Source organism: Azospirillum sp. TSO22-1, assembly GCF_003116015.1.
GTDB lineage: Bacteria > Pseudomonadota > Alphaproteobacteria > Azospirillales > Azospirillaceae > Azospirillum.
Window position 1 is genome coordinate 86,575 of sequence record NZ_LGQZ01000018.1, and the last position, 25,574, is coordinate 112,148.

25 protein-coding genes are annotated in these 25,574 nt (G+C 72.4%); 11 read left to right on the plus strand and 14 right to left on the minus strand.

From position 1 onward, the window contains the following. Positions 1-69 precede the first annotated feature (69 nt). The 3 genes from gcvA to TSO221_RS06140 all read left to right on the plus strand — a co-directional run bounded on the left by gcvA (position 70) and on the right by TSO221_RS06140 (position 2,315). The gene (gene gcvA / locus TSO221_RS06130; RefSeq protein ID WP_109117597.1) at positions 70-957 is read left to right on the plus strand and encodes a transcriptional regulator GcvA; all 888 of its coding nucleotides are present in this window, start codon (positions 70-72) and stop codon (positions 955-957) included. 103 nt (positions 958-1,060) lie between these two features. Beyond that, a complete protein-coding gene (locus TSO221_RS06135) occupies positions 1,061-1,249 on the plus strand; it encodes a DUF1127 domain-containing protein (protein ID WP_109117598.1) in 189 nt (62 codons plus the stop codon). 253 nt (positions 1,250-1,502) lie between these two features. After that, positions 1,503-2,315 (plus strand): Crp/Fnr family transcriptional regulator, encoded by an 813-nt coding sequence (locus TSO221_RS06140; protein WP_247877932.1) that lies wholly within the window; start codon positions 1,503-1,505, stop codon positions 2,313-2,315. Here the strand turns inward: TSO221_RS06140 and TSO221_RS06145 are convergent. Together TSO221_RS06145 and TSO221_RS06150 are read right to left on the minus strand one after the other, a co-directional pair. Further along, positions 2,273-3,115: a fructosamine kinase family protein gene (locus TSO221_RS06145; RefSeq protein WP_109117600.1), complete on the minus strand. Its 843-nt coding sequence runs from the start codon at positions 3,113-3,115 to the stop codon at positions 2,273-2,275. The genes TSO221_RS06140 and TSO221_RS06145 overlap by 43 nt on opposite strands. Then, positions 3,112-3,585: a low molecular weight protein-tyrosine-phosphatase gene (locus TSO221_RS06150; protein WP_109117601.1), complete on the minus strand. Its 474-nt coding sequence runs from the start codon at positions 3,583-3,585 to the stop codon at positions 3,112-3,114. The genes TSO221_RS06145 and TSO221_RS06150 overlap by 4 nt, the downstream gene beginning before the upstream one ends. A gap of 76 nt (positions 3,586-3,661) precedes the next feature. Between TSO221_RS06150 and cobB the strand changes: the two genes are divergently transcribed. Together cobB and TSO221_RS06160 are read left to right on the plus strand one after the other, a co-directional pair. Then, complete coding sequence (cobB, locus tag TSO221_RS06155) at positions 3,662-4,384, plus strand: Sir2 family NAD+-dependent deacetylase (RefSeq protein WP_109117602.1); 723 nt, start codon at positions 3,662-3,664, stop codon at positions 4,382-4,384. Beyond that, positions 4,381-4,968: a uracil-DNA glycosylase family protein gene (locus tag TSO221_RS06160; protein ID WP_109117603.1), complete on the plus strand. Its 588-nt coding sequence runs from the start codon at positions 4,381-4,383 to the stop codon at positions 4,966-4,968. Before cobB ends, TSO221_RS06160 begins: the two co-directional genes overlap by 4 nt. Before the next feature lie 122 nt (positions 4,969-5,090). Here TSO221_RS06160 and TSO221_RS06165 read toward each other — a convergent pair whose 3' ends face one another. Together TSO221_RS06165 and TSO221_RS06170 are read right to left on the minus strand one after the other, a co-directional pair. Beyond that, positions 5,091-5,849, minus strand: a complete 759-nt coding sequence (locus TSO221_RS06165) for a class I SAM-dependent methyltransferase (RefSeq protein WP_109117604.1) — start codon at positions 5,847-5,849, stop codon at positions 5,091-5,093. Next, complete coding sequence (locus TSO221_RS06170; RefSeq protein WP_247877933.1) at positions 5,849-6,265, minus strand: metallopeptidase family protein; 417 nt, start codon at positions 6,263-6,265, stop codon at positions 5,849-5,851. The genes TSO221_RS06165 and TSO221_RS06170 overlap by 1 nt, the downstream gene beginning before the upstream one ends. Positions 6,266-6,349: 84 nt before the next feature. Here TSO221_RS06170 and TSO221_RS06175 point away from each other — a divergent pair, with 84 nt between their 5' ends. After that, entirely contained in the window at positions 6,350-6,652 is a 303-nt protein-coding gene (locus tag TSO221_RS06175; protein ID WP_109117605.1) for a 4a-hydroxytetrahydrobiopterin dehydratase, read from the plus strand. Here TSO221_RS06175 and TSO221_RS06180 read toward each other — a convergent pair. From TSO221_RS06180 to TSO221_RS06210, 7 genes are all read right to left on the minus strand, one after another. Then, positions 6,649-7,926: a folylpolyglutamate synthase/dihydrofolate synthase family protein gene (locus TSO221_RS06180; RefSeq protein ID WP_109117606.1), complete on the minus strand. Its 1,278-nt coding sequence runs from the start codon at positions 7,924-7,926 to the stop codon at positions 6,649-6,651. The two genes, TSO221_RS06175 and TSO221_RS06180, sit on opposite strands and share 4 nt — an antisense overlap. A 191-nt stretch (positions 7,927-8,117) precedes the next feature. Further along, positions 8,118-9,095, minus strand: coding sequence for an acetyl-CoA carboxylase, carboxyltransferase subunit beta (accD, locus tag TSO221_RS06185; protein ID WP_109117607.1), 978 nt, complete (start codon positions 9,093-9,095; stop codon positions 8,118-8,120). Continuing rightward, a complete protein-coding gene (locus TSO221_RS06190; protein ID WP_109117608.1) occupies positions 9,092-9,568 on the minus strand; it encodes a hypothetical protein in 477 nt (158 codons plus the stop codon). The genes accD and TSO221_RS06190 overlap by 4 nt, the downstream gene beginning before the upstream one ends. Beyond that, entirely contained in the window at positions 9,565-10,023 is a 459-nt protein-coding gene (locus TSO221_RS06195) for a hypothetical protein (RefSeq protein ID WP_109117609.1), read from the minus strand. Before TSO221_RS06195 ends, TSO221_RS06190 begins: the two co-directional genes overlap by 4 nt. A 38-nt stretch (positions 10,024-10,061) precedes the next feature. Then, positions 10,062-10,895 (minus strand): tryptophan synthase subunit alpha, encoded by an 834-nt coding sequence (gene trpA, locus TSO221_RS06200; RefSeq protein ID WP_109117610.1) that lies wholly within the window; start codon positions 10,893-10,895, stop codon positions 10,062-10,064. Next, the gene (trpB, locus tag TSO221_RS06205; RefSeq protein WP_109117611.1) at positions 10,892-12,109 is read right to left on the minus strand and encodes a tryptophan synthase subunit beta; all 1,218 of its coding nucleotides are present in this window, start codon (positions 12,107-12,109) and stop codon (positions 10,892-10,894) included. The genes trpA and trpB overlap by 4 nt, the downstream gene beginning before the upstream one ends. Positions 12,110-12,224: 115 nt before the next feature. Continuing rightward, positions 12,225-13,259 carry an amino acid ABC transporter substrate-binding protein gene (locus TSO221_RS06210; protein ID WP_158284006.1) on the minus strand — a complete coding sequence of 345 codons (1,035 nt, stop codon included), beginning with the start codon at positions 13,257-13,259 and terminating at the stop codon, positions 12,225-12,227. Positions 13,260-13,384: 125 nt separating this feature from the next. Here TSO221_RS06210 and TSO221_RS06215 point away from each other — a divergent pair, with 125 nt between their 5' ends. Further along, complete coding sequence (locus TSO221_RS06215; RefSeq protein ID WP_109117613.1) at positions 13,385-16,939, plus strand: response regulator; 3,555 nt, start codon at positions 13,385-13,387, stop codon at positions 16,937-16,939. 3 nt (positions 16,940-16,942) lie between these two features. Here the strand turns inward: TSO221_RS06215 and TSO221_RS06220 are convergent, their stop codons facing one another. Beyond that, complete coding sequence (locus tag TSO221_RS06220) at positions 16,943-17,443, minus strand: CinA family protein (RefSeq protein WP_247877937.1); 501 nt, start codon at positions 17,441-17,443, stop codon at positions 16,943-16,945. 155 nt (positions 17,444-17,598) lie between these two features. Here TSO221_RS06220 and TSO221_RS06225 point away from each other — a divergent pair, with 155 nt between their 5' ends. Next, on the plus strand, positions 17,599-19,998 hold the full coding sequence (locus TSO221_RS06225) for a PAS-domain containing protein (RefSeq protein WP_109117615.1): 2,400 nt from the start codon (positions 17,599-17,601) through the stop codon (positions 19,996-19,998). A gap of 189 nt (positions 19,999-20,187) precedes the next feature. Here the strand turns inward: TSO221_RS06225 and TSO221_RS06230 are convergent, their stop codons facing one another. After that, a complete protein-coding gene (locus TSO221_RS06230) occupies positions 20,188-20,703 on the minus strand; it encodes a Spy/CpxP family protein refolding chaperone (protein ID WP_158284008.1) in 516 nt (171 codons plus the stop codon). 188 nt (positions 20,704-20,891) lie between these two features. Here TSO221_RS06230 and TSO221_RS06235 point away from each other — a divergent pair, with 188 nt between their 5' ends. Then, positions 20,892-21,608 (plus strand): response regulator, encoded by a 717-nt coding sequence (locus TSO221_RS06235; protein ID WP_109117617.1) that lies wholly within the window; start codon positions 20,892-20,894, stop codon positions 21,606-21,608. Positions 21,609-21,615: 7 nt separating this feature from the next. Continuing rightward, positions 21,616-22,974 carry an ATP-binding protein gene (locus TSO221_RS06240; RefSeq protein WP_109117618.1) on the plus strand — a complete coding sequence of 453 codons (1,359 nt, stop codon included), beginning with the start codon at positions 21,616-21,618 and terminating at the stop codon, positions 22,972-22,974. A gap of 174 nt (positions 22,975-23,148) precedes the next feature. Here TSO221_RS06240 and TSO221_RS06245 read toward each other — a convergent pair whose 3' ends face one another. Next, positions 23,149-24,519, minus strand: a complete 1,371-nt coding sequence (locus TSO221_RS06245; RefSeq protein ID WP_109117619.1) for an AAA family ATPase — start codon at positions 24,517-24,519, stop codon at positions 23,149-23,151. A 142-nt stretch (positions 24,520-24,661) separates the two neighbouring features. On the opposite strand from TSO221_RS06245, the gene TSO221_RS06250 reads away from it, so the two are divergent. Continuing rightward, a complete protein-coding gene (locus tag TSO221_RS06250; protein ID WP_109117620.1) occupies positions 24,662-25,573 on the plus strand; it encodes a hypothetical protein in 912 nt (303 codons plus the stop codon). Position 25,574: the final 1 nt, after the last annotated feature.

A 25,574-nucleotide genomic window follows, 5' to 3' on the forward strand; every position in this document is an offset into this window, starting at 1 on the left:
CCGAACCCCGCCGGCCCTCCGGCGGGGTTTTCGTTTGCGCGCCGCCCGCGCGATCCGCACACTCGCGGCATGGCCTACCGTCTGCCGCCCCTCACCACGCTCCGCCTGTTCGAGGCCGCCGGCCGCCATCTCTCCTTCAAGCGCGCCGCGGAGGAGCTGAACCTCACCCCCTCCGCCGTCAGCCACGGCATCCAGACGCTGGAGGACTGGCTGGGCGTGCCGCTGTTCGTGCGCGGCAACCGCACGCTGGCGCTGACCGAGGCGGGAACCGCCTACCTGCAGCCGGTGGGATCGGCGCTGGAGGCGCTGGCCCGCGCCACCGACGCGGTGCCCGGCCGCCGCCCCGCCGGCCGGCTGCACGTCAGTTCGGCGCCCAGCTTCGCGCTGTGCTGGCTGATCCCCCGCCTGCCCGCCTTCCAGGAGCGTCACCCGGACATCTCGGTGTCGCTGGACACCGTGCACCGCGTCCTCGCCTTCCCGCGCGACGGCGTCGACCTGGGCATCCGCCTCGGCCGCGCGCCCTGGCCGGACCTCGTCTCGGTCAAGCTGCTGGACGAGGTGCTGGTCCCGGTCTGCGCGCCCGCGCTGGCGGCGCGCATCCGCAGCGTCGCGGATCTCGCACGCGTGCCGCTGCTGCACGTCGCCACCGTCAGCGAGGACTGGGAGGCATGGCTGGCCGCGGCCGGCCACACCGGAACCCTCGACGTGTCGCGCGGGCTGCGCTTCGACGCCCTGCGCTTCGCCGCCGACGCCGCGGCGCAGGGGCTTGGCGTCGCCATCGGCCGGCGGCCGACGCTGGATGCGATGATCGCGTCCGGCGCGCTGGTCCCGGTGCTCGACGCGGTGCCGGCGCAGACCGCGTGGTGGCTGGTGGAGGCCCCCGAATCGGCCGGCCGCGCCGACGTCGCCGCCTTCCGCACATGGCTGCTGGCGGAGATGGCGACGGTCACCGGGTGAATGTTGCTCACCTGAAGTGCAGGGCTTCGCGTTTGCCGGATGCCACGGCGCGGGCGAAGCTGATGGGCATGGACCATTTATTCCGATCCCGAAAGGAACGGCTATGCACATCACCTTATCCCGCCTTCACTGGCCTTTCCCGACGCGCGCCGCGGCCCTCCTCCGTCGCTGGTGGCAGTGGCGGGCCGAGCGCTGGGAGCTGCTCGCCATGAGCGAGCGCGAGCTGCGCGACATCGGCTTGACGCGCACCGACGCCCGCACCATCGCCGGCCGGTCGCCCTGGCGGCGGTGAGGTCAGGGGGAACGGTCCGGCCGCATCGTCGTTCACAGCCATGTCCGCCCCGTCCTGCAGCACCACCCCGACGGGCCTATAAGCATCCGCCACGCCGGCCCATCCCGTCCGGCCGAAGAAAAATTGCGGAACATTAACCTATGTTATGGCCCCCGGACGAAGAAGATCTAAACGTTCGCCAGCGCCCAGCCGAGGCGCCGCTGCGCTTCTTCTGGCGTGGCGACGACGGAATACTGAAGGCTGGGAAACAACGATGGTCCGCGCACCGGCAGGAAAAGCGCCGGGAAGCCCCCTCTGGCTGAAGCTCAGCAGCTACGTCACGCTGACCCGCGACGAAACCGCGTTCCTTCTGGAACTGGAGCGCTGCGTCGCGCGCCAGCCGGCCCGCGCCGACCTGCTGCGCCAGGGCGACCGCTACGGCGAGGCCAGCGTGCTGCGCGACGGCTGGGCGATCCGCCACAAGGCGCTGCCGGACGGGCGGCGGCAGGTGGTCAACTTCGTGCTGCCCGGCGACATCATCGGCATCTATTCCAACCTGTTCGAGTGCGCCGACCATTCCGTCACCACGCTGACCCCGGTGGAGGTCGCCAGCTTCCCGCCCGAGCGCATCGTCGCGCTGTTCCGCGGCTTCCCCCGCCTCGCCGCCGCGCTGGCGTGGTCCGGCGCCCGGGAGGAGGCGATGGTGGCCGAGCGCCTGCTCAGCCTCGGCCGCCGCACCGCGCTGGAGCGCGTCGCCCACCTGATCGTCGAGCTGCTGCGCCGGCTCAGCGTGGTCAACATGGCGCAGGACGGCCACTTCACGCTGCCGGTGACGCAGGAGATCATGGCCGACGCGCTGGGCCTCAGCATCGTGCACGTCAACCGCACGCTGCGCCGCCTGCGCGACAGCGGCCTGGTCGAGGTCAGCGGCCAGCGCCTCACCGTCAAGGACGTGTCCCAGCTCGCCGTCGTCGGCCAGTTCGACGAGCTGTACCTGCACCTGATCCGGGCGCCTGACCAGCTGGAGCGCGCCTTCTCCGATCATCAGGCGAAGCGCCGGACGATCCTCTCCACCGACCCGACGTAGGATCCGCCGAACAGCCGCACGTGCACCAGCAGCGGGTAGAGGTTGTAGAGGTCGCGCCGCACCTCGAAGAAGCCGGGACGCAGCGGCCGCATCTCGCCGTAGCGGCGGAAGAACGCCGCGCCGAAGGTGCCGAACAGCGTGGTGAAGGCCAGTTCGACCTCGGGGTCGGCGTGATGGATGGCCGGGTCGATGAACGCCGTCACCCGCCCGCCGCGCACCAGCACGTTGCCGGTCCACAGGTCGCCGTGCACCAGCACCGGCGGCGCCGGCGTGCCGATCAGCTCCGGCAGGCGCCCGGCCAGCGCCTCGATGCGGTGCATCAGCGCGGCATCGATCCGGCCTTCCTCCAGCGCCGCCCGCGCCATGGCCAGCAGCCGGCGGTCGCGGAAGAAGGCGATCCAGTCGTCGGACTCCGCGTTGTCCTGCGGCAGCGGCCCGATCGGGGTGGAGCGTGGGAAGCCGTAGCGCGGCGCCGCGATGCCGTGCAAGTCGGCGACCAGCTCCGCTGCGTGCTCCTCGGCCTGCGGCGTGATGGCGTCGCCGCCCTCGACGAAGTCCATCAGCAGCAGCCGGTCGTCGCCGTGGTGCACGGCCGGCACCGGCAACCGGCTGTGCGACGCGAGGTGGCGCAGCATGAAGCCCTCCGGCTCCAGCCCGTACCCCACCTTGGCGATCAGCTTGCGCCCGTCGGCCAGCGCGACGGTGAACAGCGCCGCGTTGTGCCCGCCGGCGAGCGGACGGACGGAGGCGACCGCACTGCCGGTCGCGGCTTCGATGAGGGGGTGGAGATCGGGGGTCACACCCCCGCCCGCCGGATGTGCTCCAGCAGCCCTTTGGCTCCAACCTCCACAAGGTCCAGCACCTCATGGAAGTGGCTGCCCTCGCCGTAGTAGGGATCCGGCACCTCACGCTTCGTCGCCCCAGGGGCGTAGTCCATGAACAGGCGGACCTCCGCCGTGCCGTCCGGCGGCGCCAGGCGGCGCAGCTGGCTCAGGTGCCCCGCGTCCATGGCGAGCACGTAGTCGAAGCGGCGGAAGTCCGCCACCGTGACCTGCCGGGCGCGCAGATCGGCGATGTCCACCCCGCGCGCCTTGGCGGCCTGCTGGCTGCGGTGGTCCGGCGGTTCGCCGGTGTGGTAGTCACTGGTGCCGGCCGAGTCCGTGCCGATCGCGCCCTCCAGCCCGGCCTCGCGCACGAAGTGGCGGAACACCCCCTCGGCGGTGGGCGAGCGGCAGATGTTCCCGGTGCACACGAACAGGACCCTGACCATACGCTCTCCCCCCTTGGCATTCCCGGCGCTTATGGCCAACTTAGCCGATCCGGACCATCAGCCGCCAGAGTTGCCCATGCCGCTCCACCCCTCCGCCCCCATCGTTGTGCTGACCGGGGCCGGCATCTCGCGCGAATCCGGCCTGCACACCTTCCGCGACGCCGACGGCATCTGGGCGCAGGTCCGGATCGAGGACGTCGCCACGCCCGAGGCTTTCGCCCGCAACCCGCGCCGCGTTCAGGACTTCTACAACGCGCGGCGCCGCGGCCTGCTGTCCCCGGAGATCCGCCCCAACCCGGCGCACGCCGCACTGGCCGAACTGGAGCGGCGCTGGGCCGGCGAGGTGCTGGTGGTCACCCAGAACATCGACGATCTGCACGAGCGCGCCAGCAGCAAGACCCTCATCCACATGCACGGCGAACTGCTGAAGGTGTTCTGCGCCCACTGCCGCTTCACCCAGGAGATCCGCACCGACCTGTCGGTGGAGGACGTCTGCCCGAACTGCGGCCGCAAGGGCGGCCTGCGCCCGGACGTCGTCTGGTTCGGCGAGATGCCCTACCACATGGAGCGGATCTACGAGGCGCTGACCGGCTGCGACCTGTTCGTCTCCATCGGCACGTCGGGCAACGTCTACCCCGCCGCCGGCTTCGTCGCCGAGGCCGGCGCGGCGGGTGCCCTCACCGTGGAACTGAACCTGGAGCCCTCGGCCGGCGCCACGCTGTTCGACCGGAGCATCCAGGGCCCGGCCACCGAGGTGGTGCCGGCCTTCGTCCGCGACCTGCTGGCCGGGGCGGTGTGAGCGACCTCGACGCCCTGCTGGAGCGCGTGCGCGCCTGCACGCTGTGCGCGGCGCACCTGCCGCACGGCGTACGCCCGGTGCTGCGCGCCAGCCGCACGGCGCGGCTGCTGATCGTCGGGCAGGCGCCGGGGGCGCGGGTGCACGCCACCGGCATCCCGTGGAACGACCCGTCCGGCGACCGGCTGCGCCAGTGGCTGGCGATGGACCGCGCCGCCTTCTACGACGGGAGCCGCATCGCCATCGTGCCGATGGGCTTCTGCTATCCCGGCACCGCGCCCAAGGGCGGCGACTACCCGCCCCGCCCGGAGTGCGCGCCGCGCTGGCACGCCGAGGTGATGGCGGCGCTGCCCGCGGTGGAGCTGACGCTGCTGGTCGGCAGCTACGCGCAGGCGCACTACCTCGGCGACCGGAGGAGGCCCACCATGACCGACACGGTGGCGGCGTGGCGGGAGTACGGCCCGCGCTTCATTCCGCTTCCGCATCCAAGCTGGCGCAACACCGCTTGGATCAAGCGGAACCCGTGGTTCGAGGAGGATCTGGTGCCGGCGCTGCGGGAGCGGGTGCGGGTGGTGCTGGGCGGGTAGGTGTCCGCGCGTGTTGCCCCCACCCTAACCCTCCCCCGCTATCGCAGGGGAGGGAACTCCGCCGCTCTGCCCCCTCCCCTGCGAAGCGGGGGAGGGTTGGGGTGGGGGCCAAACGCGCAGCCTCACCCCATCCGCCGCAGCAGATAGAACACGTACCCGTAGCTCGCCCCGAACCGCCGGTACAGGTCGATCTCCGCCGCCGCGGCGTCCAGCACGGCCGTCCAGCGCTCGTCGAGCGGATGCCGCTCGCGGAAGTCGGCGATGCGCTCCTCCAGTGGCCGGTAGTACTCGTCCCACCACGCCGAGGCCGGCAGCGCAAAGGTCTCAAGCACCCGCCAGCCGGCGCGCTCGGCCGCCGCGCGGTTCTCCGCCTCGGTGGCCATCGCCGGGTAGGCCTCGGCCCAAAAGGCGCGGGCGTCGGCCGGCGGGGTTCCGCTCAGCCAGGTCAGCTCGCTGACCGCCGCCAGCGCCCCCGGCCGCATCAGCCGGCGCCAGCGCTCCAGCCCGCGGCCGAAGCCGATCACGTAGATGGCGCCCTCGGCCCACAGCAGGTCGAAGCTCTCCGGCGGGTACGCGCCGTCCAGCTCCAGCATGGAGCGCCGCTCGACCCGCAGCCGGCGCCCCAGCCCGGCGTCGTCAATCCTCCGCTGCGTCTCGCCGAGGAACGGTTCGTGGATGTCGATGGCGGTCACTTGCGCGCCGGTGTGCCGCCCCAGCAGCAGCGTCGCCCGCCCGGTGCCGCAGCCGACCTCGAGCGCCGCCGGCTCATCCGGCAGCCCGTGCCGGCGCAGCCGGTTCAGCGCATCGAGCGTCGCGGCGTCGGAGCCCGGCGCCTGCCGCGGCAGAGCGCCGTGCAGTTGAAGGAAGCGTTGCTCGTCCATCAGTCGAAATCGCTGTTCTCGATGCGGTCCATGTCGTCGTCGGAGAAGCCGAAATGGTGGCCGATCTCGTGGATCAGCACGTGGCGGACGATTCCATACAGGTCCTCCCCGGTCTCGCACCAGTAGTCGAGGATCGGCCGGCGGTAGAGGAAGATGGCGTCGATCTCGGTGCGCACGTGCGACACGCTCTGCCGCGTCAGGTCGACGCCGCGGTAGAGGCCCAGCAGGTCGAACGGGCTCTCCAACTCCATCTCCTGCTCGGTCTCCTCGTCGGGGAAGTCCTCGACGCGGATCAGCACGTTCTGGACGTGACGGCGCAGCGGCTCGGGGATGGTGGCGAGGGCCTCGTCGGCCATGCGCTCCAGGTCGGCCAGCGCGGGCGGGGCGGTGAAGGCGTGTGGGCGGTTCACGGTCATGGTGGCCTGAGCCTAGCGGAGCTTGACCCCCGCGCCAAGCGGCGCTAAGCCGGGACCCCATAACGCGTTAGGGGGAGGAAACCCATGTCGGAGAAGCTGGTCGGCGCCAAGCGCCAGGGCGCGCTGCGCGAACTGCACGGCTGGTCGGAAGTGCTGGAGCGCGACGCCGTCCGCAAGACCTACCACTTCGCCGATTTCCCCACCGCCTGGGGCTTCATGACCCAGGTGGCGCTGCTGGCGGTCAAGCACGACCATTGTCCGGAATGGTTCAACGACCTGGGCCGCGTCGAGATCATCCTGTACACCCGCGCCGCCGACGGCGTGACCGCCAAGGACATCGAGTTCGCCCACCGCCTGGACGCCATCGCGCCGGCGCACGACCGTTAGTCGTTCTCCGCCAGCACGGTCCCGGCGAGGTACAGCGAACCGCAGATCAGCGCGCGGCCCCGGTCCGCCTGCGTGATGGAGGCGAGCGCCGCGGCGGTGTCTACGGCCGGTTCAGCGTCGGCGATGCCCGCCGCGCGCGCCGCCGCCGCCGCGGCTTCGGCCGGCAGCGACGCGTCCTCGCCGGGGATGGCGACGGCGCGCAGGCGGCGGACGTGCGGCGCCAGCGGGCGCAGGAACTCCGCCGGCTCCTTGCTGCCCAGCATGCCGAACACCAGGTCGAGCGGCCGGCCGTCCTGCGCCGCCCAGACGGCGGCCTGCACGGCCAGAACCTCGCCGGCGGAATCGTTGTGGCCGCCGTCCAGCCACAGCTCCCAGCCCGGCGGCAGGCGGTCCACCAGCGGGCCGCGGGTCAGCCGCTGCAGGCGCGCCGGCCAACTGGCCCCCGCCACCCCGCGCGCCGCCGCCGCGTCGTCCACCCGAACCGGCAGATGCTCCAGGCAGGCCAGCGCCAGCCCGGCGTTGAGGATCTGGTGCGCGCCGGCCAGCCCCGGCGGCGGCAGGTCGAGGCGGCGGGCGGCGCTCTCGAAACAGAAGCCCCCCGGCGACGGCTCGGCCCGCCAGAAAGACACCGGGGCGCCCACCGCGGCGGCGCGCTCGGCCAGCACGCGGGCGACCTCCGCGTCCGGCTGCGGGGCGAACACCGCCGGCACGCCGGGTTTCAGGATGCCGGCCTTCTCGCCGGCGATGGCGGCCAGGCTGTCGCCGAGGAACTGGCGGTGGTCGTGCGAGACGCGGGTGATCGCGGTGACCGCCGGGCGCTCGATCACGTTGGTGGCGTCCAGTCGCCCGCCCAGCCCGGTCTCCAGCAGCACCACGTCGGCCGGCGTGCGGGAAAAGGCCAGGAAGCCGGCGGCGGTGGTCACCTCGAAGAAGGTGATCGGCGCGCCGCGGTTGGCGGCCTCGCACTCCTCCAGCAGGGCGGTGAGGTGGTCGTCGGTGATCAGGGTGCCGGCCAGCCGGATGCGCTCGTGGAAGCGCACGAGGTGCGGCGAGGTGTAGACGTGCACGCGCAGCCCCGCCGCCTCCAGCATGGCGCGCAAGAAGGCGACGGTGGAGCCCTTGCCGTTGGTGCCGGCGACGTGGACCACCGGCGGCAGCCCCTCGTGCGGGTCGCCCAGCGCGGCCAGCAGCCGGTGGATGCGGTCGAGCGACAGGTCGATGACCTTGGGGTGCAGCGCCGTCAGCCGCTGGAGCACGGGGTCGGAGAGGGCCATGGAAGGTCCGAAAAAAAGCTATTGCCCCCCCTGACCCTCCCCCGCTCTCGGCGGAACCTTCGGTTCCGCCTGCCGCGTCAGGCGGATCGAAGATCCGCTGGGAGCTGTCGCAGGGGAGGGAACTCTGCCGCTCTGCCCCCTCCCCTGCGAAGCGGGGGAGGGATGGGGTGGGGGCAATGCGGCGAGGAGACTTACCGCGCCTCTTCCCGCACCGCCTCGGCCTGCGCGGGGGTATGGTCGGCGGCGTCGGCCTGGACGACGTCGCCGTCCTCCTCGCCGTCGGCGCCGACGGTGTCCAGCTCCAGCGGCGCCTTCACCGCCTTCGGACGCGTCAGCAGGTCGAGCACCCGGATCAGCGTCGCCCGCAGGTCCTTACGGTGCACCACCATGTCCACCATGCCGTGGTCGAGCAGATACTCGGAGCGCTGGAAGCCCTCCGGCAGCGTCTCGCGGATGGTGCTCTCGATGACGCGCGCGCCGGCGAAGCCGATCTGCGCGCCCTTCTCGGCGATGTGGATGTCGCCCAGCATGGCGAAGGAGGCGGTGACGCCGCCGGTGGTCGGGTCGGTCAGCACCACCACGTAGGGCAGGCCGGCCTCCTTGACCATCTCCACCGCGATGGTGGTGCGCGGCATCTGCATGAGCGACAGGATGCCCTCCTGCATGCGCGCCCCGCCCGAGGCCGGGACGACCACCAGCGGCGCGCGGCGCGCCACGGCCTGGCGGGCGGCGGCCAGCAGCCCCTCGCCCACCGCGATGCCCATGGAGCCGCCCATGAAGCCGAAGTCGAAGGCCGCCACCACGGCCGGCAGGCCACCCATGGTGCCGTGCCCGACGACGATGGCGTCGTTGCGGCCGGTCTTGCCCTGGGCTTCCTTCAGGCGGTCGGTGTAGCGCTTCTGGTCGCGGAACTTCAGCGGGTCGACCGGCGTCTTCGGCACCTCGACAGCGTGGAACTCGCCGCCGTCGAACAGCATGCCCAGCCGCTTCAGCGGCTCGAGCCGCATGTGGAAGCCGCAGTGCTGGCAGACCGAGAGGTTCTCCTCCAGGTCGCGGTGGAACAGCATGGCCTCGCAGCTCGGGCACTTGTGCCAGAGGTTGTCGGGCACGTCCTTGCGGGCGACCAGCGCACGGATCTTCGGACGGACGTAGTTGGTGAGCCAGTTCATGGTGTCGCTTTCAGTTCCTTGATGAGCGCCTCGAGTTCCGCGGCGATTTCCGCCGTGTCGAGACCACTCTGCAGGATTTCGCCGTGTGCGATCCTGCTTCGCAGCCGATAGAGTTCAGAGAGCCGGTTGTAGACCCGCCCACCCTTCTTGCACAGCAGGGCGATACGGTCCATGAGGTCGCGCGGGCCGCGCAGCTTGCGCCCGGTCGGGCCATGCTCGCCGATGAGGTCCCAGGCGCGTTGCGAGTCCCAGTCTGAATCGTTGCGCTTGCGCTGAATCAGCTCATCGCACAGCTGATTGATCTCGACCTCAGCCTGCGACCACAGCAGAACAAAATAGGCGTTCGCGTTGAACTGCCGCAGATTGGCCCAGGTGTTGGCCCACTCCGCGTCACCGGGTTCTTCGTCTGCAAACTCCCTAAAATGCCCGTCCGTGACGGCATGGGCGTTCCAGATCGCGCGGAAATGGATCACCGCGGCTCTCCCAAAAGGGATTGCAGCGCGGCAGCATCGAAGGGAATGCCGCCGATCGGTCCCCACATGGTGTAGAGTCGCCAATGCACATCGCCGGGCGCGGCTCCCTTGTCGAGCAGCCGTGCCGGCCATTTCATCCCCTGGATCATGATCCGTCCGCGCGTGAAGTACACCCAGCGGGCATCAGGAACGAATCGCAGAAGGCCGACTCCGGCACGGCGAATTCCGAGGCTGGGCAGGCGGTACGCCGGAAGACCATGGGACCACGTCATGCGCTCGTCCATGAGCACGGTTCTCGACAGGTCGACCTCATAGCCCTCGTCGGCCGGCAGCCAGCTGCGGATGGTCTCGAACAGGTCGTTGATGCGGCGTGTCCAGTCCTCGGTCTCGGCGCGCACCTCGTCGGCGGACGGAATCCGTTCCGGCTCGCCGTCGTCGATGTTTGCAATGGTCATGGCCGCCGCCTCTTCGCACTAGCTTCCCAGCTTATAATCTAGGTACGCGCGCCACGCACCCCAGCCGCCAGCTGCCGGACGAAGCCCAGAACGTCGGGCACCAGCCTCGGCTTCGGCACGCCGTCCTCGCCGAGGTTCGCGGCCACCCTGCTGACGATGGCGGACCCCACCACCGCCGCGTCGGCGACGCGGGCGACCGCGGCCGCCTGCTCCGGCGACTTGATGCCGAAGCCGACCGCCACCGGCAGGTCGGTGTGGCGCTTCAGCCGGGCCACCGCCTCGGCCACCGCGGCGTCGCTGGCGGACGCGGCGCCGGTGATGCCGGCCACCGAGACGTAGTAGACGAAGCCCGAGGTGTTCTTCAGCACCGCCGGCAGCCGCGCGTCGTCGCTGGTCGGCGTGGCGAGGCGGACGAAGTTCACCCCGGCCTTGAGGGCGGGGATGCACAGTTCCTCGTCCTCTTCCGGCGGCAGGTCGACGACGATCAGGCCGTCCACGCCGGCGGCCTTGGCGTCGGCCAGGAAGCGCTCCACGCCGTAGCTGTAGATGGGGTTGTAATAGCCCATCAGGATCACCGGCGTGTCCTGGTCCTTGGCGCGGAAATCGGCAACCAGCTCCAGCACCCGCTTCGTCTTCGCCCCGGCCTTCAGCGCGCGCAGGCCGGCGGCCTGGATCGCCGGGCCGTCGGCCATCGGATCGGTGAAGGGCATGCCCAGCTCGATCAGGTCGGCGCCGGCCTCGGGCAGGCCCTCCAGCACGGCGCGGCACGTCTCGTGGTCGGGGTCGCCGGCGGTGATGAAGGTGACGAGGCCGGCGCGGCCTTCAGCCTTCAGCGCCGCGAAGCGCCTGGCGATGCGTCCGGTCTCGCTCACAGCTTCACTCCGAGTTCGTTGGCGACGGTGAAGATGTCCTTGTCGCCGCGGCCGGACAGGCACATCACCATCAGATGATCCTTGGGCAGGGTCGGCGCGCGCTTGACCACCTCGGCCAGCGCGTGCGCCGATTCCAGCGCCGGGATGATGCCCTCGGTGCGGGCGCAGAGCTGGAAGGCGTCCAGCGCCTCCTGGTCGGTGGCGCTGGCGTACTCAACGCGGCCGATGTCGTTGAGCCAAGCGTGCTCCGGCCCGATGCCCGGATAATCCAGGCCGGCGGAGATCGAGTGGCCTTCGAGGATCTGCCCGTCCTCGTCCTGCAGGAGGTAGGTGCGGTTGCCGTGCAGCACGCCCGGCCGGCCGCCGGCGATGGAGGCCGCGTGGTCGTCCGGCCCCTTGTCGAGGCCGCGCCCGGCCGCCTCGACGCCGACGATCTTGACGCCCTGGTCGTCCAGGAACGGGTGGAACAGCCCCATGGCGTTGGAGCCGCCGCCGACGCAGGCGACCAGCGAATCGGGCAGGCGGCCTTCCAGCTCCTGCATCTGCCAGCGCACCTCGTCACCGATCACCGACTGGAAGTCGCGGACCATCGTCGGGTACGGGTGCGGGCCGGCCACCGTGCCGATCAGGTAATAGGTGTCGGCGACGTTCGTCACCCAGTCGCGCAGCGCCTCGTTCATGGCGTCCTTCAGCGTCCGCGCGCCCGAGGTGACGGAGACCACCTCCGCGCCCAGCAGCTTCATGCGGAAGACGTTCGGCTGCTGCCGGGCGATGTCCACCTCGCCCATGTAGATGACGCAGGGCATGTCGAACAGCGCGCACACCGTGGCGGTGGCCACGCCGTGCTGGCCGGCGCCGGTCTCGGCGATGATGCGGGTCTTGCCCATGCGCCGGGCCAGCAGGATCTGCCCGATGCAGTTGTTGATCTTGTGCGCGCCGGTGTGGTTCAGCTCCTCGCGCTTGAAGTACACCTTGGCGCCGCCGAGCCGTTCGGTCAGCCGCTCCGCGAAGTACAGCGGGTTCGGGCGGCCGACGTACTGCTTCAGCCGCTCCGTCATCTCCGCCTGGAAGTCCGGGTCGGCCTTCGCGGCGTTGTAGGCCTTCTCGACCTCCAGGATGAGCGGCATCAGCGTCTCGGCGACGAAGCGGCCACCGTAGATGCCGAAATGGCCGTGCTCGTCCGGCCCGGCGCGGAAGGTGTTGGGAATGGTCATCGCGGGATCGGGGACTCGAGTGCTGGAACGGGCGGTCTCACCCGGGAAGGCGCCACCATAGCGGCGCGCGCCCGACTTTTGAAGGGCGATGGGACCGGAATCGCTTCGAGATCTGCTATCCCCCCAGCGGCGGCGCGTACAGCAGCCCGCCCTTGGTCCACAGCGCGTTCGGCCCGCGGTCGATGTTGAGGCGCGAGCCGGCGCCCAGGTGGCGCTCGAACAGTTCGCCGTAGTTGCCGACCTGGGCGATGGCGCGCCGCGCCCACAGATCGTCGAGGCCGAGGCCCTCCCCCAGCCCCGGCGTCAGGCCCAGCAGCCGGCGCGCCTCCGGATCCGCCCCATCGCCCAACGCCGGGAAGGCCGCCTGGGTGGCGGTGATCCCCTTCTCCTCGGCCAGCACCAGCGCGTGCAGCACCCAGGCGACCACCTGTTCCCACACCCGGTCGCCGGCCTTGACGGTGGGGCTGACCGGCTCCTTCGAGATCACCTCGGGAAAGACCACGTAGTCGGCGGGGTTTGGGGCGTTCTGCAGGCGTTGGGCGAACAGGCTGATGCGGTCGTTGGTGAGCAGGTCGCAGTGATGGTTGAAGAAGGCGCTGAGCGCCCCCTCCGTCGTGTTGAGCGTGCGCACCGTCAGCCTGGCGCCGGTGGCGGCGATCCATCCCACCAGGTTCCGGTGCGTCGTGGTCTCCTCGATGACGCAGACGCTGGCCGCGCCGACGTCCGCCAGCCGGCGCGCGCCCAGCGACCGGTGCGCCATGAAGCCCTGGCCGTCGAACATGTAGACCGCCGGGAAGGCGATCCCCTGGGTGGCGAGCCTGTGCAGCGTCACCGTCGAGCCGTCGGCCACCAGGTCGACCTTGCCGTCGCGCAGCGCCTGGAAACGGTCGGCGGTGCTGGTCTCCAGGAAATCCACGTTGTCGGCGCTGCCGGTCACGGCCGCCGCCACGGCGCGGCAGAAATCGACGAAGAAGCCCTGCCAGCGCCCCTGCGCGTCGAGGACGGCCAGCCCGGCGCCGCTGGTCGTCACCCCGCAGCGCACGAGCCCGGCGGCGCGCACCCGCTCCACCGTGCCCCCGTCAGAGCCGGCGGCCGGGCCGGCCAGCAGCCCGGCGCACGCCGCCAGGACGAGGAGGGTCTTCCGCCGCATGGCGCGCTCCGCCCGAAAGGAACGGCCCAGCATCCCTCCGGCGATGCGCGACGGTCAAGCATGCCGCAAGCGGCACCGGGTGTGGCGAATTGCGCCCTTCCGCGGCGCCATGTTAGGTTTTCCATATGCTGTTCCCCCGGCTCGGCGTCGCCTTCCGCATCCTCGCTGGTCTGACCGTGATCGGCGGCCTCACCGCCGCCACCAGCGTCGTCGCCGTGTCGCTGTTCTCGCAGTTCCACGAAGGCTTCGCGCAGGTCGCCACGGCCAAGGTGCCGGGGCTGGTCAGCGCCTCGCAGCTGGCGCAGCAGAGCGGCACCATCGCCGCGAACGCGCCCGCATTGGTTGCGGTGCAGAGCCAGTCGGTGCGCGAGGCGGTGATGGCGCGCATCGGCGACCAGATCGACCTGCTGGAAGACCTGATGAGCCGGCTGCGCGGCCGCAGCGGCGGCGACGCCGACCTGGCCGAGCTGGAGCGCCGCAAGACCGAGCTGCTGGAGAACCTGCGCACCCTCAACGCCCAGGTCGAGCGCCAGCTCGCCGTGACCGCCGAGACCGGCGCGCTGGTCGGCCGCGTGCTGGACCTGGACCAGCGCATCCGCCGCGTCTCGCAGGAACTGGCGGCGGGCGACACCATCGCCCGCTTTCTCCCCGACGCCGCGTCGGCCGCCGAGGCGGAGGCGGTGCGCCGGATGGAGCGCGACGTGCAGCGCTGGGCCGACCACGCCGGCCACGCCATGACGCTGATGCTGGCCAGCACCCGCGCCGACCACGAGGCGAAGGTGGAGCGCCTGCGCCAGGAGTATCTGACGGCGCTGGACGAGGCGGCGGTGCCGCTGTCCCGCCTGCCGCCCGCCCCGAGGACGACGCTGGAGCCGCTGCACCGCGAGCTGACCTCGCTGGGCCTGGGCGAGCGCAACCTGTTCACCGGCCGGCTGACCGAGATCACGCTGCAACGCGCGGTCAAGGGCGCGGTGACGCGCAACCAGAACGTCTCCGACCGGCTGGTCGCCTCGGTGTCCGATTATTTCCTCGGCATCGAGCAGGACATCGCCGCCCGCTCCGCCGAGTTCGAGCGGGTGATCCGCGAGGGCGAGCGGGCGATCGTCGGCATGGCGCTGGTCTCCATCCTCGGCGCGCTGGCGATCTTCCTGTACATCCACCGCAACGTGGTGCGGCGGCTCCGCCTGCTGCAGGCCGCCATGTCCGCGCACGAGGCCGGGCAGCCGGTGGCGATCCCCACGCGCGGCGCCGACGAGATCGGCGACATGGCGCGCGCCTTCCAGTTCTTCGTCGCCACCATCAAGGCGCGCGAGCGCGACCTCCTGGACAGCGAACGCCGCCTGCGCGCCATCCTGGAGCAGAGCCCGGTCGGCGTCTCCATCGGCCGCGCCGACGGCACCGTGGCCTTCGCCAACGCCCGCGCCGCCGAGCTGGCCGGCGTGCCGCTCGCCCGCTTCGTCGGCCGCCGCCACGCGCTGGCCCCGCCGATGCAGCCTTCCGCGACCGGCCGCGCCCTGCTGCCCTCCGGCGAGGCCGGCGTTATGGCGCGCGACGTCGAGCTGGCGGTGGACCGCCCCGACGGCAGCCGGGTGTGGGCCTTGCAGACCCTCCAGCGCACCGAGTTCGAGGGCCGGCCCGCCGTGCTGGCCTGGAGCTACGACATCACCGAGCGCAAGCAGGCCGAGGAGGCGCTGCGCCACGCCAAGGACGCCGCCGAGGTCGCCGCGCGGTCGAAGTCGGAGTTCCTGGCGACCATGAGCCACGAGATCCGCACGCCGATGAACGGCGTGCTGGGCATGCTGGAGCTGATCGCGCTGACGCCGCTCACCGGCGAGCAGCAGGCGCTGCTGACCACCGTGCGCGACAGCGCCACGGCGCTGCTGCGCATCATCGACGACATCCTCGACCTGTCGAAGATCGAGGCCGGCAAGCTCGACCTGGAGGAACTCGACCTCTCACCGGTCGAACTGGTGGAGGGCGTCGCCGACCTGCTGGCGCCGCAGGCGCACCACCGGCAGCTGGCGCTGGTCTGCCAGATCGACCTCTCGGTGCCGCCGTCGGTGCGCGGCGACCCCGGCCGGCTGCGGCAGATCCTGTTCAACCTCGCCGGCAACGCCATCAAGTTCACCGAGGTCGGCCGCGTCGTCCTGCGCACCACCGTCGCCGGCACCCCGGCGCCGGGCATGGTCACCCTGCGCTTCGAGGTGGAGGACACCGGCATCGGCATCAGCGAGGAGGGGCAGGCCCGCCTGTTCCAGCCCTTCAGCCAGGCCGACAGCTCGACCACCCGCCGCTTCGGCGGCACCGGGCTGGGGCTGGCGATCTGCACGCGCCTCGTCGAGATGATGGGCGGCGCCATCGGCGTCGCCTCGGCGCCGGGCCACGGCTCGACCTTCTGGTTCACCGTCGACCTGCCGCTGGGCGACGCCGACCGGGCCGCGGACGCGCCGGACCTCGCCGACCTCACCATCGTCGTCGCCGAGGGCGAGCCGGCGCAGCGCACGGCGCTGGTGCGCTACCTCCAGGCCAAGCACGCCGCCGTCGCCGACGCCGCCAGCGCCGAGGAGACGGTGGAACTGACCGAGCTGGCGGTGCCCGACGTGCTGGTGCTGGCCAGCCGCCTGCCCGACGCCTCGGCGGCGGAGGTGCTGGAACGCCTCGCCGCGCTGGGCGCGCCGCCGCCGCCGACGCTGCTGCTGACCGACGGCCGCGAGGCGGGGGAAGCGCTGCCGCTGCCCGACGGCGTGCCGCAGGACGCGCTGCCCCGGCCGCTGCACCGCGACCCGCTGTTCCGCAAGATCGCCGTGCTGGCCGGCCGCGCCGCCCCGCCGCCCGCCGCCCGCGCGGACGCCGCGGCGAACGGCGCCGACACCCCGCTGCCCGGTGCCCGGCGCGAGCCGCACGCCGAGGAAGCCGCGGTGCTGGTCGCCGAGGACCACCCGACCAACCAGCAGGTGATCCTGCGCCAGCTGCGCCAGCTGGGCTTCGCCGCAGACATCGCCGCCGACGGCATCGACGCGCTGGCGGCGTTGCGCGGCAAGCGCTACCGGCTGCTGATCACCGACTGCCACATGCCGCGCATGGACGGCTACGAGCTGTCGCGCCAGATCCGCGCCGCCGAGCAGGAGGCCGGCACCGGCCGCCGCCTGCCGATCATCGCCATGACCGCCAACGCGCTGGCCGGCGAGATGGAGCGCTGCACCGCCGCCGGCATGGACGACTACATCGCCAAGCCGGTGACGCTGCGGCAGCTGGCGGACGTGCTGAACCGCTGGAGCGGCGCCACCGCCGCGCCGCTGCCGCCGGAGGAACCGCCGCCCGCCGCCGCCGCGCCGCCGGTGCTCGACCTCGACCACGTGCGCACCATGTTCGGCGCCCTGGACGCCGAAGCGGTGACGATGCTGGAGTACTTCATCGAGACCACCGCCCCGCTGCTGGACGAGGCCGGTGCGGCGCTGGCGCGCGGCGACTTCGAGGCGCTGCGCCACGCCGCGCACGCCGCGGCAGGGGCGTCGCGCACGGCCGGCGCCAAGGTGCTCGCCCAGGCCTGCTCGGCGCTGGAGGTGGCGGCGGCGCGCGGCGACCACGACGGCGCCGAGACCGGCCGCGCCGCCATGGCCGACGCCTTCCCCGCGGTGGCCGAGGCGATCCGGGCGTTGCGGGAAGAGGCGCCGGCGTAGCGGCTACCCCGTCCGCCCCAGCCCCATCCGCAGCGCCGTGCGGACCGCCTGCGCCAGCACTTCCTTGGGCGAGCCGGGGAAGCGGTGCTCCTCCACCCGCGGCTCCTCGCCGCGCTTGACCACCGCGACGTACACCAGCCCCTGCGGCTTGCCGCAGTCCGGCCCCGGCCCGCCGACACCGGTCACCGCCAGCGCCACCGTGGCGTGCTGCGCCCGTTCCAGCGCGCCCAGCGCCATGCGCCGCGCCACCTCCGGATGGTAGGGGGTCTGCTCCTCGATCAGGTCGGCGGATACGCCCAGCGCGTCGGTCTTCATGGCCGCGCGATAGGTGACGAAAGACCCGAGGAACACCTCGGAACTGCGCGGCACCGAAGCGAGGCAGACACCGATCAGCCCGGCCGTGCAGGACTCCGCCGTCACCACGCGGTCACCGGAGTCGGCCGACGCTTCGACCAGCCGTCTGGCCAGATGCTCCAGGTCGGGCGGCAACTCGAACACCGTCATCGGCACGTCCCTCTTCCGGTAGGATCCCGCTCCCAACAACGCACGAGCCATCACTCCGTCTCGCGGGCTACGACCTTGGTGCAAAGGAGGGGCGCCGCTTGCCCCGCCCGGTGTCCGGCTTGCCGGGCCGCCGGGGCTGGGCTAGTTTGTGCGCCGTGAGCGTGTTTACCAAAACCTACGCGCCAGCCCTGGCCGCCCTCGGGCTGGCCGTGGGCATCGGGCTGACCGGACAGGCCGAGTCGCCGACCGGCTGGGGCGTGCTGTGCGCGCTGTGCATCGGCGCGGTGGGGGCGCTTGGCTGGTGCCTGCAGTCCGAGCGCCGCCGGGCCGACGGCGCGGCGGCCGAGACCGCCCGGCTGGAAGCCCTGCTCGCCGCGGCGCCGCAGCCCTGGTTCGGCTGGGACGGCGCCGGCGGCCACCGCGCCGCGCCGGAGTTCACCGCGCTCCTGCACGGTGCGTCGCCGGGATCGGGGGAAGACATCGCCGCCCTGCTCGCCCCCGCCGACGCCGGGGCCTTCGCCGACGCCCTCCAGGGGCTGCGCGGGAATGGCCGTCCCTTTCGCCTGGACGTCACCGCCACCGACGGCCGCCGCCTGCGGCTGACCGGACGGCGCGGCCACGCCGCCGACGGCGGCGCGCCGCACGACGTGCTGTGGCTGGAGGACGTCAGCGACGCCTGCCGGTCCGCCGAGCAGGACAAGACCGACCGCGCCGTGGCAGAAACCGCGGCGGCCGAGCTGCGCACCGCGCTCGACGCGCTGCCGCTGCCGGTCTGGCTGCGCCGCGCCGACCTGGACCTGGCGTGGTGCAACGGCGCCTACGCCCGCGCCGTGGACGCCGCCCCCGACCGCGCCGTCGCCGAGGGACGCGAGCTGGTCCCCGGCGGCGCCGTGCGCGAGCTGGCCAGCCGCGCGCGGACCGGCGGTTTCGCCCAGTCGGAGAAGCTGCCGGTCGTGGTCGGCACCCAGCGCCGCCTGCTGGAGGTGACCGAGGCCCCGCTGCCCGGTCCCGGTGGCGGCACGCTGATGCTTGGCTACGCGCTCGACGTGACGCCGCTGGAGGATCTGCGGACCGAGCTGGACCGCCACCTCGCCGCCCACGCCGAGGTGCTGGAGCGCCTGGGCTCGGCCATCGCCGTGTTCGGGCCGGACCAGCGGCTGAAGTTCTTCAACCAGGCCTACGTCCGCCTGTGGGACCTGGACGAGGCGTTCCTGCGCAGCGAGCCGACGCACGGCGAGCTGATGGAGGAGCTGCGCTCCCGCCGCAAGCTGCCGGAATACGCCGACTTCCAGAGCTACAAGCGCGAGCGGCTGACCCGCTACACGCACCTGATGGAGGCGACGGAGGAGCTGATGCACCTCCCCGACGGCACCACGCTGCGTTCGCTGGCCGCGCCGCATCCGCTGGGCGGCATCATCACCATCATGGAGGACGTCACCAACACGCTGGCGCTGGAGTCCTCCTACAACACGCTGATCGCCGTCCAGCAGGAGACGCTGGACAACCTCGCCGAGGGCATCGCGGTGTTCGGCGGCGACGGCCGGCTGAAGCTGTCCAACCCCGCCTTCGCCCGCATCTGGGAGCTGCGCGACGAGGATCTCCAGGGCGAACCGCACATCACCGAGGTGTTCGACCGCATGCACCCGTTCTTCGCCGACGGCGGCGACTGGGACGGGCTGAAGGAGGAGATGGTCGGCTCGACGCTGGAGCGCTCGGTCCGCTCCGGCCGGCTGGAGCGCACCGACGGTTCGGTGATCGAGTTCTCCACGGTGCCGCTGCCGGACGGCGCGGTGCTCAACAGCTACCTCGACGTCACCGACAGCGCCCGGCTGGAGCAGGCGCTGCGCGCCTCCAACGCCGCGCTGGAGGCCGCCGACCAGCTGAAGGGCGAGTTCATCGCCAACGTCTCGCACCACCTGCGCACGCCGCTGAACGGCATCATCGGCTTCGCCGAGGTGCTGGCGAACGAGTATTTCGGCACGCTGGCGCCGCGCCAGCTGGAGTACGTCAAGGGCATCCTGTCGGGCGGCGAGCGGCTGCTGGCGCTGATCGACGACGTGGTCGACCTGACCAGCATCGGCGCCGGCGTCACCACGCTGGACCACGCGCCGGTGGACGTCGCCGATCTCCTGGACTCGGTGGCCGGCCTGACCCGCGAGTGGGCGCGCCGCGAGGGCCTGCGGCTGGAGGTGTCGGCCGACCCGGTGCTCGGCGTCCTGGAGGGCGACGAGAAGCGGCTGAAGCAGGCGCTGTTCAACCTGGTGGTGACGGCGATCCGCACGCCGCCGGCGAACGGGCGGATCGTGCTGTCCGGCCGGCGCACCGACGACGCGCTGGTGCTGGCCATCGGCGACGGCGCCCCGGCGCCGGTGGAGGATCTCCGCGCCCCGGCCCGCTTCGACCGCCTGGACCGCGCCGCGCCGGTGCTCGGCCTCGCCCTGGTGAAGAACGTCATCGAGCTGCACGGCGGCCGGATGGAGGTGGACGACACCCCCGGCCCCGGCCTGCGCGTGCGCTGCGTGCTGCCGGCCAAGCGGCAGGTGGCGGCGGCTTAGATCGGATTGCCATCCGATCTGGACCGCGACTGCGGTCCCGGGCGCGCGTGCGCCCGAAGCCCGGCCGGCGTGTGAGGCCATTTGAATCTAAAGCGGATCACAATCCGCTTTAGAAAGCCCCCCTCCCGTGACGGGAGAGGGGCTTCGAAGGGACGCGCCCCTTGGAGGGGCTTCGAAAGGGCGCGACCCTTACCCGCGCGGTCCGCCCATCATGTGATCGCCGTGCCGCTGACCGTGCATGCCGCCGCGGCCCGGGCCGCGGTTCAGCATCTCGTCGGCGACCTTCTGCTGCTCCGGCGTCAGCTGGCCGTACATCTCCTTGATGGCCGGCACCATCTGGTGCATCTGCTGCTGGCGCGCGGTCATCATGGTGTCCATGCGCTCCAGCCGCTCGATGGCGTTGGCCGGCTGCGGCTTGTCCTTGAGCCCGGTGCAGGCCGCCTGCAGCGGCGCCCCGCTGGCGCGGGCTTGGTCGGCGAACTTGGTCCAGGCCGCCTTCTGGGCGTCGGTGATCTTCAGCTTCTTCTCGGCGAAGGCCAGCATGCCGGCCAGCCGCGCCTCGTGGTTGTCGCACATGCGGGTGAAACCTTGGCCGGTGCCCGGGCCGCCGCCCGGACCCATGCCCCCACCCTGCTGGGCGAAGGCCGGGATCGCCACGGCGAGGCTGCCGGCGACCGCGAGCGTGGTGAGCAGAGCGCGTTTCATGGAACTGAACTCCCTGGGTTGGAAGCGGAACGTTTGTCCCGATGAGCCCAAGACTGCCCCACGACCGTTGCCGCTTGATGTCCGCCGGGGGCCTGTTTGGTAACGCTGTGTAACAGCCGCGGCCCCCGTAACCATCCGTAACACTTTTCCACTTAACCCCCGGCCCGGCCCGGCGGACAATGCGCTCTATGGACCGCATGCCCCACCTTCTGGTCGTCGACGACGACCGCGACATCCGCAGCCTCGTCGCCCAGTTCCTGACGAAGCACGGCTACCGCGTGACCGCCGCGCGCGACGGGGCGGAGATGATGAAGGCACTGGAGGCGTCGCGCGTCGACCTCATCGTCCTCGACCTCATGCTGCCGGGCGAGGACGGGTTGAGCCTGTGCCGCCGCCTGCGCGCCACCTCGGCCACGCCGATCATCATGCTGACCGCCATGGGCGAGGAGACCGACCGCATCGTCGGGCTGGAGATGGGCGCCGACGATTACCTCGCCAAGCCGTTCAGCCCGCGCGAGCTGCTGGCCCGCATCAAGGCGGTGCTGCGCCGGGCCGGCGCGCCGCAGACGGTCGGCGAGGGCGCCACCGCGCTGCGCTTCGAGGGCTGGAGCCTTGACCTCACCAAGCGCGAGCTGCGCTCCGCCGACGGCGTGCTGGTGCAGCTCTCCGCCGGCGAATACGACCTGCTCGTCGCCTTCGTCGAGCACCCGCAGCGCGTGCTGACCCGCGACCAGCTGCTCGACTTGGCGCGCGGGCGCGCCGCGGTGCCCTTCGACCGCTCCATCGACGTGCAGGTCAGCCGCCTGCGCCGCAAGATCGAGCCCGACCCGGCCGAGCCGACGCTGATCAAGACCGTGCGCGGCGGCGGCTACCTGTTCACCGCCACGGTCACGACCGGCGGCTGAGGACCCCATGCGCCGCTTCCTGCCCGACAGCATCGCCGCCCGCACGGCGCTGACCATCGTCGTCGCGCTGATCCTGACCCAGCTGGTCAGCGCGCTGCTCTACCTGCTCGACCGGCCGGAGGGGCCGCCGGTGCACAGCCCGCGCGTGCTGGTCGAGCGCGTCACCGCCATCGTCCAGCTGGTGGACGCCACCCCCGCCCAGGACCGGCCGCGGGTGGTGCGCGCCATCGACGATCCGGTCCTGCGCGTCACCTGGCAGACGGAGCGCCCCGCCCTGCAGCCGGCCCGCGAGGGCGCGCCGCGCACCCTGCTGCAGCGCCGCCTGCGCAGCGAGCTGGGCGACCCGAAGCGCGAGGTGCTGCTGGAGATCCGCCGCCACGGCCCGCACCCCGGCCCGCCGCTGCCCATGGGGCCGCCGGACGAGCCGCGCTGGACGCACGACATGCGCCTCTACGTCGCGCTGGCCGATGGCTCCTGGCTGGCCTTCGCCTCGGGCGAGCCGATGGAGGGCGCGTTCCGGCTGCTGCGCTTCGGCCTGTGGATGGCCGGCATCGTCGGCGTCATCGCGCTGCTGTCGGTGTGGGCGGCGCGCCGGGTGACGGCGCCGCTCGCCCGCTTCGCCGGCGCCGCCGAGCGCCTGGGCGTGGACGGCGAGGCCGAGCCGCTGCCCGAGGCCGGCCCGCGCGAGCTGCGCGCCGCCACCCGCGCCTTCAACCGCATGCAGGAGCGGCTGCGCCGCTTCGTCGCCGACCGCACGCAGATGCTGGCCGCCATCAGCCACGACCTGCGCACGCCGCTGACCCGCCTGCGCCTGCGTGCCGAACTGGTCGACGACCCGGAGATGCAGCGCAAGATGCTGGCCGACCTGAACGAGATGGAGGCGATGATCACCGCCACCCTCGCCTTCGCCCGCGACGACGCCCAGCGCGAGCCGCGCGGCCCCCTCGACCTCGCCGACCTGCTGCAGAGCCTGTGCGAGGACCGCGGTGACGCCGGCCAGTCGGCCGCTTACCAGGGGCCGGTGCACAGCGTGGTGGACGCCCGCTCGGTGGCGCTGCGCCGCGCCTTCGCCAATCTGATGGACAACGCCATCGCCTACGGCGGCGGCTGCCGCGTGCGGCTGGCGGAGGAGGAGGGGCAGGTGCGCGTCGAGATCGACGACGACGGCCCCGGCATCCCGGAGAACCAGCGCGAGAAGGTGTTCGCGCCCTTCTACCGGCTCGACCCCTCGCGCAACAAGGACACCGGCGGCGTCGGCCTCGGTCTCTCCACCGCCCGCACCATCGTCCGCGGCCACGGCGGCGACGTCACCCTGGCGAACCGGAAGGAAGGCGGCCTGCGGGCGACGGTGACGCTGCCGCGGTAGACGCTGCGTTCTCCGGGGCAAGAGCGCACGCTTCCCCATCCCGTCATCCCCGCGAAAGCGGGGATCCATGCTCGCGTCCGCGAGCCGCATAACTCATGTCGCCCCTATCGGGGCTCACTCCTGGATCCCCGCCTGCGCGGGGATGACGGCGAAATTTAGATTATTGGCTTAATCCTAATTTTTCAGCGCATCCTCCACCGCCCGACGCCCCACCTCGTAGCAGTATTGGCTCGCCGGCCGGTGCCAAACCTCGACCCCGTCGTGCGCCTTCAGCGACGCCACCGTCCGCGTCGTGGAACCCACCCAGCGCAGCGGCGCGTTGCGCTTCGCAAATTGGATCATTCCATTGATCGTAGCTTCGTCGCTCCCGGACAGCACGCAAACCCAGGCCGGGCGGTCGGTGACGGCGTCGAGCGCCACCAGATCCACCGGCCCCTCCGGCAGGCGGGCGTAGGCCAGCCGGGTGCGCTCGGCCGAAGCCAGCCATTGCCCGACGATGGCGCTCTCGGTCAGCGCCGCGAAGGCCGGATCGTCCGGCGCCACCGGGCCGAACAACGCGGCATAGAGGCACGGCGCGGCGAGGTGGACCTTAAAGGTGCGCATGCGCTGGAAACGGTCGCCCGCCGGGTGGACGCGCCCCATGCGCAGGATCAGGTAACTGGCCTCCAGGTAGTCGAGGTGCCGGCGCACCGTGTTCTTGGCCAGCCCGGCGCGCTCGGCCAGGACTTCGATGGACACCTCGCGGCCGGTGTTGCGGGCCAGCAGGGTGAACAGCGCGTTCAACTCCGCCGTGCCGGCGATGCCGGCCAGCCCCGGCAGGTCCTGGTGCAGCAGCGCCCCCAGCACCTCGCCGCGCAGCAGCCGGGCGGAGTCGCGGCCGGGCCGCAGCAGCACCGCCTCCGGAAAGCCTCCGCCGTTGATGTAGTGGCCGAAGCGCTCGTTCAGCGCAGCCATGTCGCGCACCACGTACATCGGCGGCCCCTTGCCGAACACCATCGGCTCGACGAGGTCGCGCTCGGCGCCGGTCAGGCGCAGGTACTCGGCGAAGGTCAGCGGCGGCAGCACGAAGGCGCCGGCGACCCGCTGCGCCGCCCCCGACGCCACCGCCACCACCCGCAGGTCCGGCAGCGCCGCCGCCAGGACGGCGACCTCCGCCTCCCAGCCGCGCACGTTGTGGACGCCGTCGAGCACCAGCACGCCCGGCCCTTCCAGCCCGGCCGCCGCCCGCAGGCCGCGGGCCAACCGCTCCAGCGGCACGCCGTGCACCACCGGCGCGGTCAGGTCGGCGTAGAGCAGGCTGCGCGGCGGTGCGCCATCCTCGATCAGGCGGGCGATGGCCTGCCGGACCAGCACCGTCTTGCCGACCCGCCGCGGACCGATCAGCACCAGCGGCCGCTCCGGCCCGGTCCGCTCCAGCCGGCGCAGGAAGCCGTCGAAGAAGGCGCGCTTCGGCAAGCCCGCCAGCTCCGGATCCGGCGCGCCGCGCCACCACGGATTGTCGAGGGCGAGCCGGTCGAGGATGGCGCGTTCAGGGAGAGGCAGCATGCGCCACCAAAACAAGATCAATACAATGATCCTAAATGCCAGGACACCCGCCTTCGGTCAATGGTCGGATGGCCGGCGCGTCCCCTTGCGCGGCGTGGATGGCCCTGCCTCAATGAGTCGCAGGTCCACAGGGAGCTTGCGGGTGCCGCACACGCTCATGCGGCCGGACGCCGTGGCGGCGCGGATCGCCGCGGGCCGGCCGCTGGTCATCGCCGGGGACGAGGCCCTCCTGGCCGGCCTGCCGCGCGGCCGCTGGATCGGCGGCACCGCGCCCGCCCCGGACGACGGCCGGCTGATCGTCACCGAACTGCCGGAGGCCGCGACCGCCGTCGCCATCCGCTCCTACGACGAGCGGACGCTGCCGGGCATCGGCGCGGCGGCGCCGGAGAACGGCTTCACCGTCCTGGCCATCCCCGGCTTCTCGGCGCCGCACGCCGCCTACGCCGAGGGGGTGTTCCGGGTGGAAGGGCTGTTCGACCGCCCGCTGGTCGGCTGGATCGCGGCGGAGCACGGCGCGCGCACCCCCAAGGTGTTCGACGGGGTGACCGGGGCCGTATCCGACCGGGTGGCGGTGGCGGCGCACGTGTGGCTGCCGCCGCGCCTGACGCCGCGCGCCCATGTCGTCAACCCGTTCCGGCCCGGCGACGGCGACGAGCTGGTGTTCGGCGCCTCCGGCTTCTCGGCCCGCCATTGCCGGATCGGCGGCGAGCCGGTGAACCTCGCCGCCCACATGCGCGAGCGCGGCATCGGCCTGGACCGGCCGCTGGTCGCCGACTGCTTCGGCACGCCGGTCAACGTGGCGATCCGCGCCGTGAACGAGGACGCCGGCGAGGTGCGGTTCTGCGCGCCGGTGTTCGCCCACCTGCGCTACCGCTTCGCCGCTCCACGGACGCAGGAAGCCGGGCCGGCCCTGCCCGCCGGCGTGCGCCCGGCCTTCGCCTGCGGCTGCGTGCGCAGCCCGCCGCCGGCCGCCGGCCTGCTGGGCTATGGGGAGATCGCCTACGTGGTGCACAACCAGACGCTGGTGTACCTGACGGTCGACGAGGCCGGATGAG

Bases quoted from the DNA above. Each gene is read 5' to 3' on its own strand.
- accD (WP_109117607.1), bottom strand. From the start codon at position 9,095: ATGAACTGGCTCACCAACTACGTCCGTCCGAAGATCCGTGCGCTGGTC.
- TSO221_RS06140 (WP_247877932.1), top strand. From the start codon at position 1,503: ATGGTCCGCGCACCGGCAGGAAAAGCGCCGGGAAGCCCCCTCTGGCTG.
- TSO221_RS06215 (WP_109117613.1), top strand. From the start codon at position 13,385: ATGCTGTTCCCCCGGCTCGGCGTCGCCTTCCGCATCCTCGCTGGTCTG.
- TSO221_RS06195 (WP_109117609.1), bottom strand. From the start codon at position 10,023: ATGACCATTGCAAACATCGACGACGGCGAGCCGGAACGGATTCCGTCC.
- TSO221_RS06135 (WP_109117598.1), top strand. From the start codon at position 1,061: ATGCACATCACCTTATCCCGCCTTCACTGGCCTTTCCCGACGCGCGCC.
- TSO221_RS06240 (WP_109117618.1), top strand. From the start codon at position 21,616: ATGCGCCGCTTCCTGCCCGACAGCATCGCCGCCCGCACGGCGCTGACC.
- TSO221_RS06165 (WP_109117604.1), bottom strand. From the start codon at position 5,849: ATGGACGAGCAACGCTTCCTTCAACTGCACGGCGCTCTGCCGCGGCAG.
- cobB (WP_109117602.1), top strand. From the start codon at position 3,662: ATGCCGCTCCACCCCTCCGCCCCCATCGTTGTGCTGACCGGGGCCGGC.
- TSO221_RS06170 (WP_247877933.1), bottom strand. From the start codon at position 6,265: ATGACCGTGAACCGCCCACACGCCTTCACCGCCCCGCCCGCGCTGGCC.
- TSO221_RS06150 (WP_109117601.1), bottom strand. From the start codon at position 3,585: ATGGTCAGGGTCCTGTTCGTGTGCACCGGGAACATCTGCCGCTCGCCC.
- TSO221_RS06210 (WP_158284006.1), bottom strand. From the start codon at position 13,259: ATGCGGCGGAAGACCCTCCTCGTCCTGGCGGCGTGCGCCGGGCTGCTG.
- TSO221_RS06220 (WP_247877937.1), bottom strand. From the start codon at position 17,443: ATGACGGTGTTCGAGTTGCCGCCCGACCTGGAGCATCTGGCCAGACGG.
- TSO221_RS06235 (WP_109117617.1), top strand. From the start codon at position 20,892: ATGGACCGCATGCCCCACCTTCTGGTCGTCGACGACGACCGCGACATC.
- TSO221_RS06180 (WP_109117606.1), bottom strand. From the start codon at position 7,926: ATGGCCCTCTCCGACCCCGTGCTCCAGCGGCTGACGGCGCTGCACCCC.
- TSO221_RS06175 (WP_109117605.1), top strand. From the start codon at position 6,350: ATGTCGGAGAAGCTGGTCGGCGCCAAGCGCCAGGGCGCGCTGCGCGAA.
- TSO221_RS06230 (WP_158284008.1), bottom strand. From the start codon at position 20,703: ATGAAACGCGCTCTGCTCACCACGCTCGCGGTCGCCGGCAGCCTCGCC.
- trpB (WP_109117611.1), bottom strand. From the start codon at position 12,109: ATGACCATTCCCAACACCTTCCGCGCCGGGCCGGACGAGCACGGCCAT.
- gcvA (WP_109117597.1), top strand. From the start codon at position 70: ATGGCCTACCGTCTGCCGCCCCTCACCACGCTCCGCCTGTTCGAGGCC.
- TSO221_RS06245 (WP_109117619.1), bottom strand. From the start codon at position 24,519: ATGCTGCCTCTCCCTGAACGCGCCATCCTCGACCGGCTCGCCCTCGAC.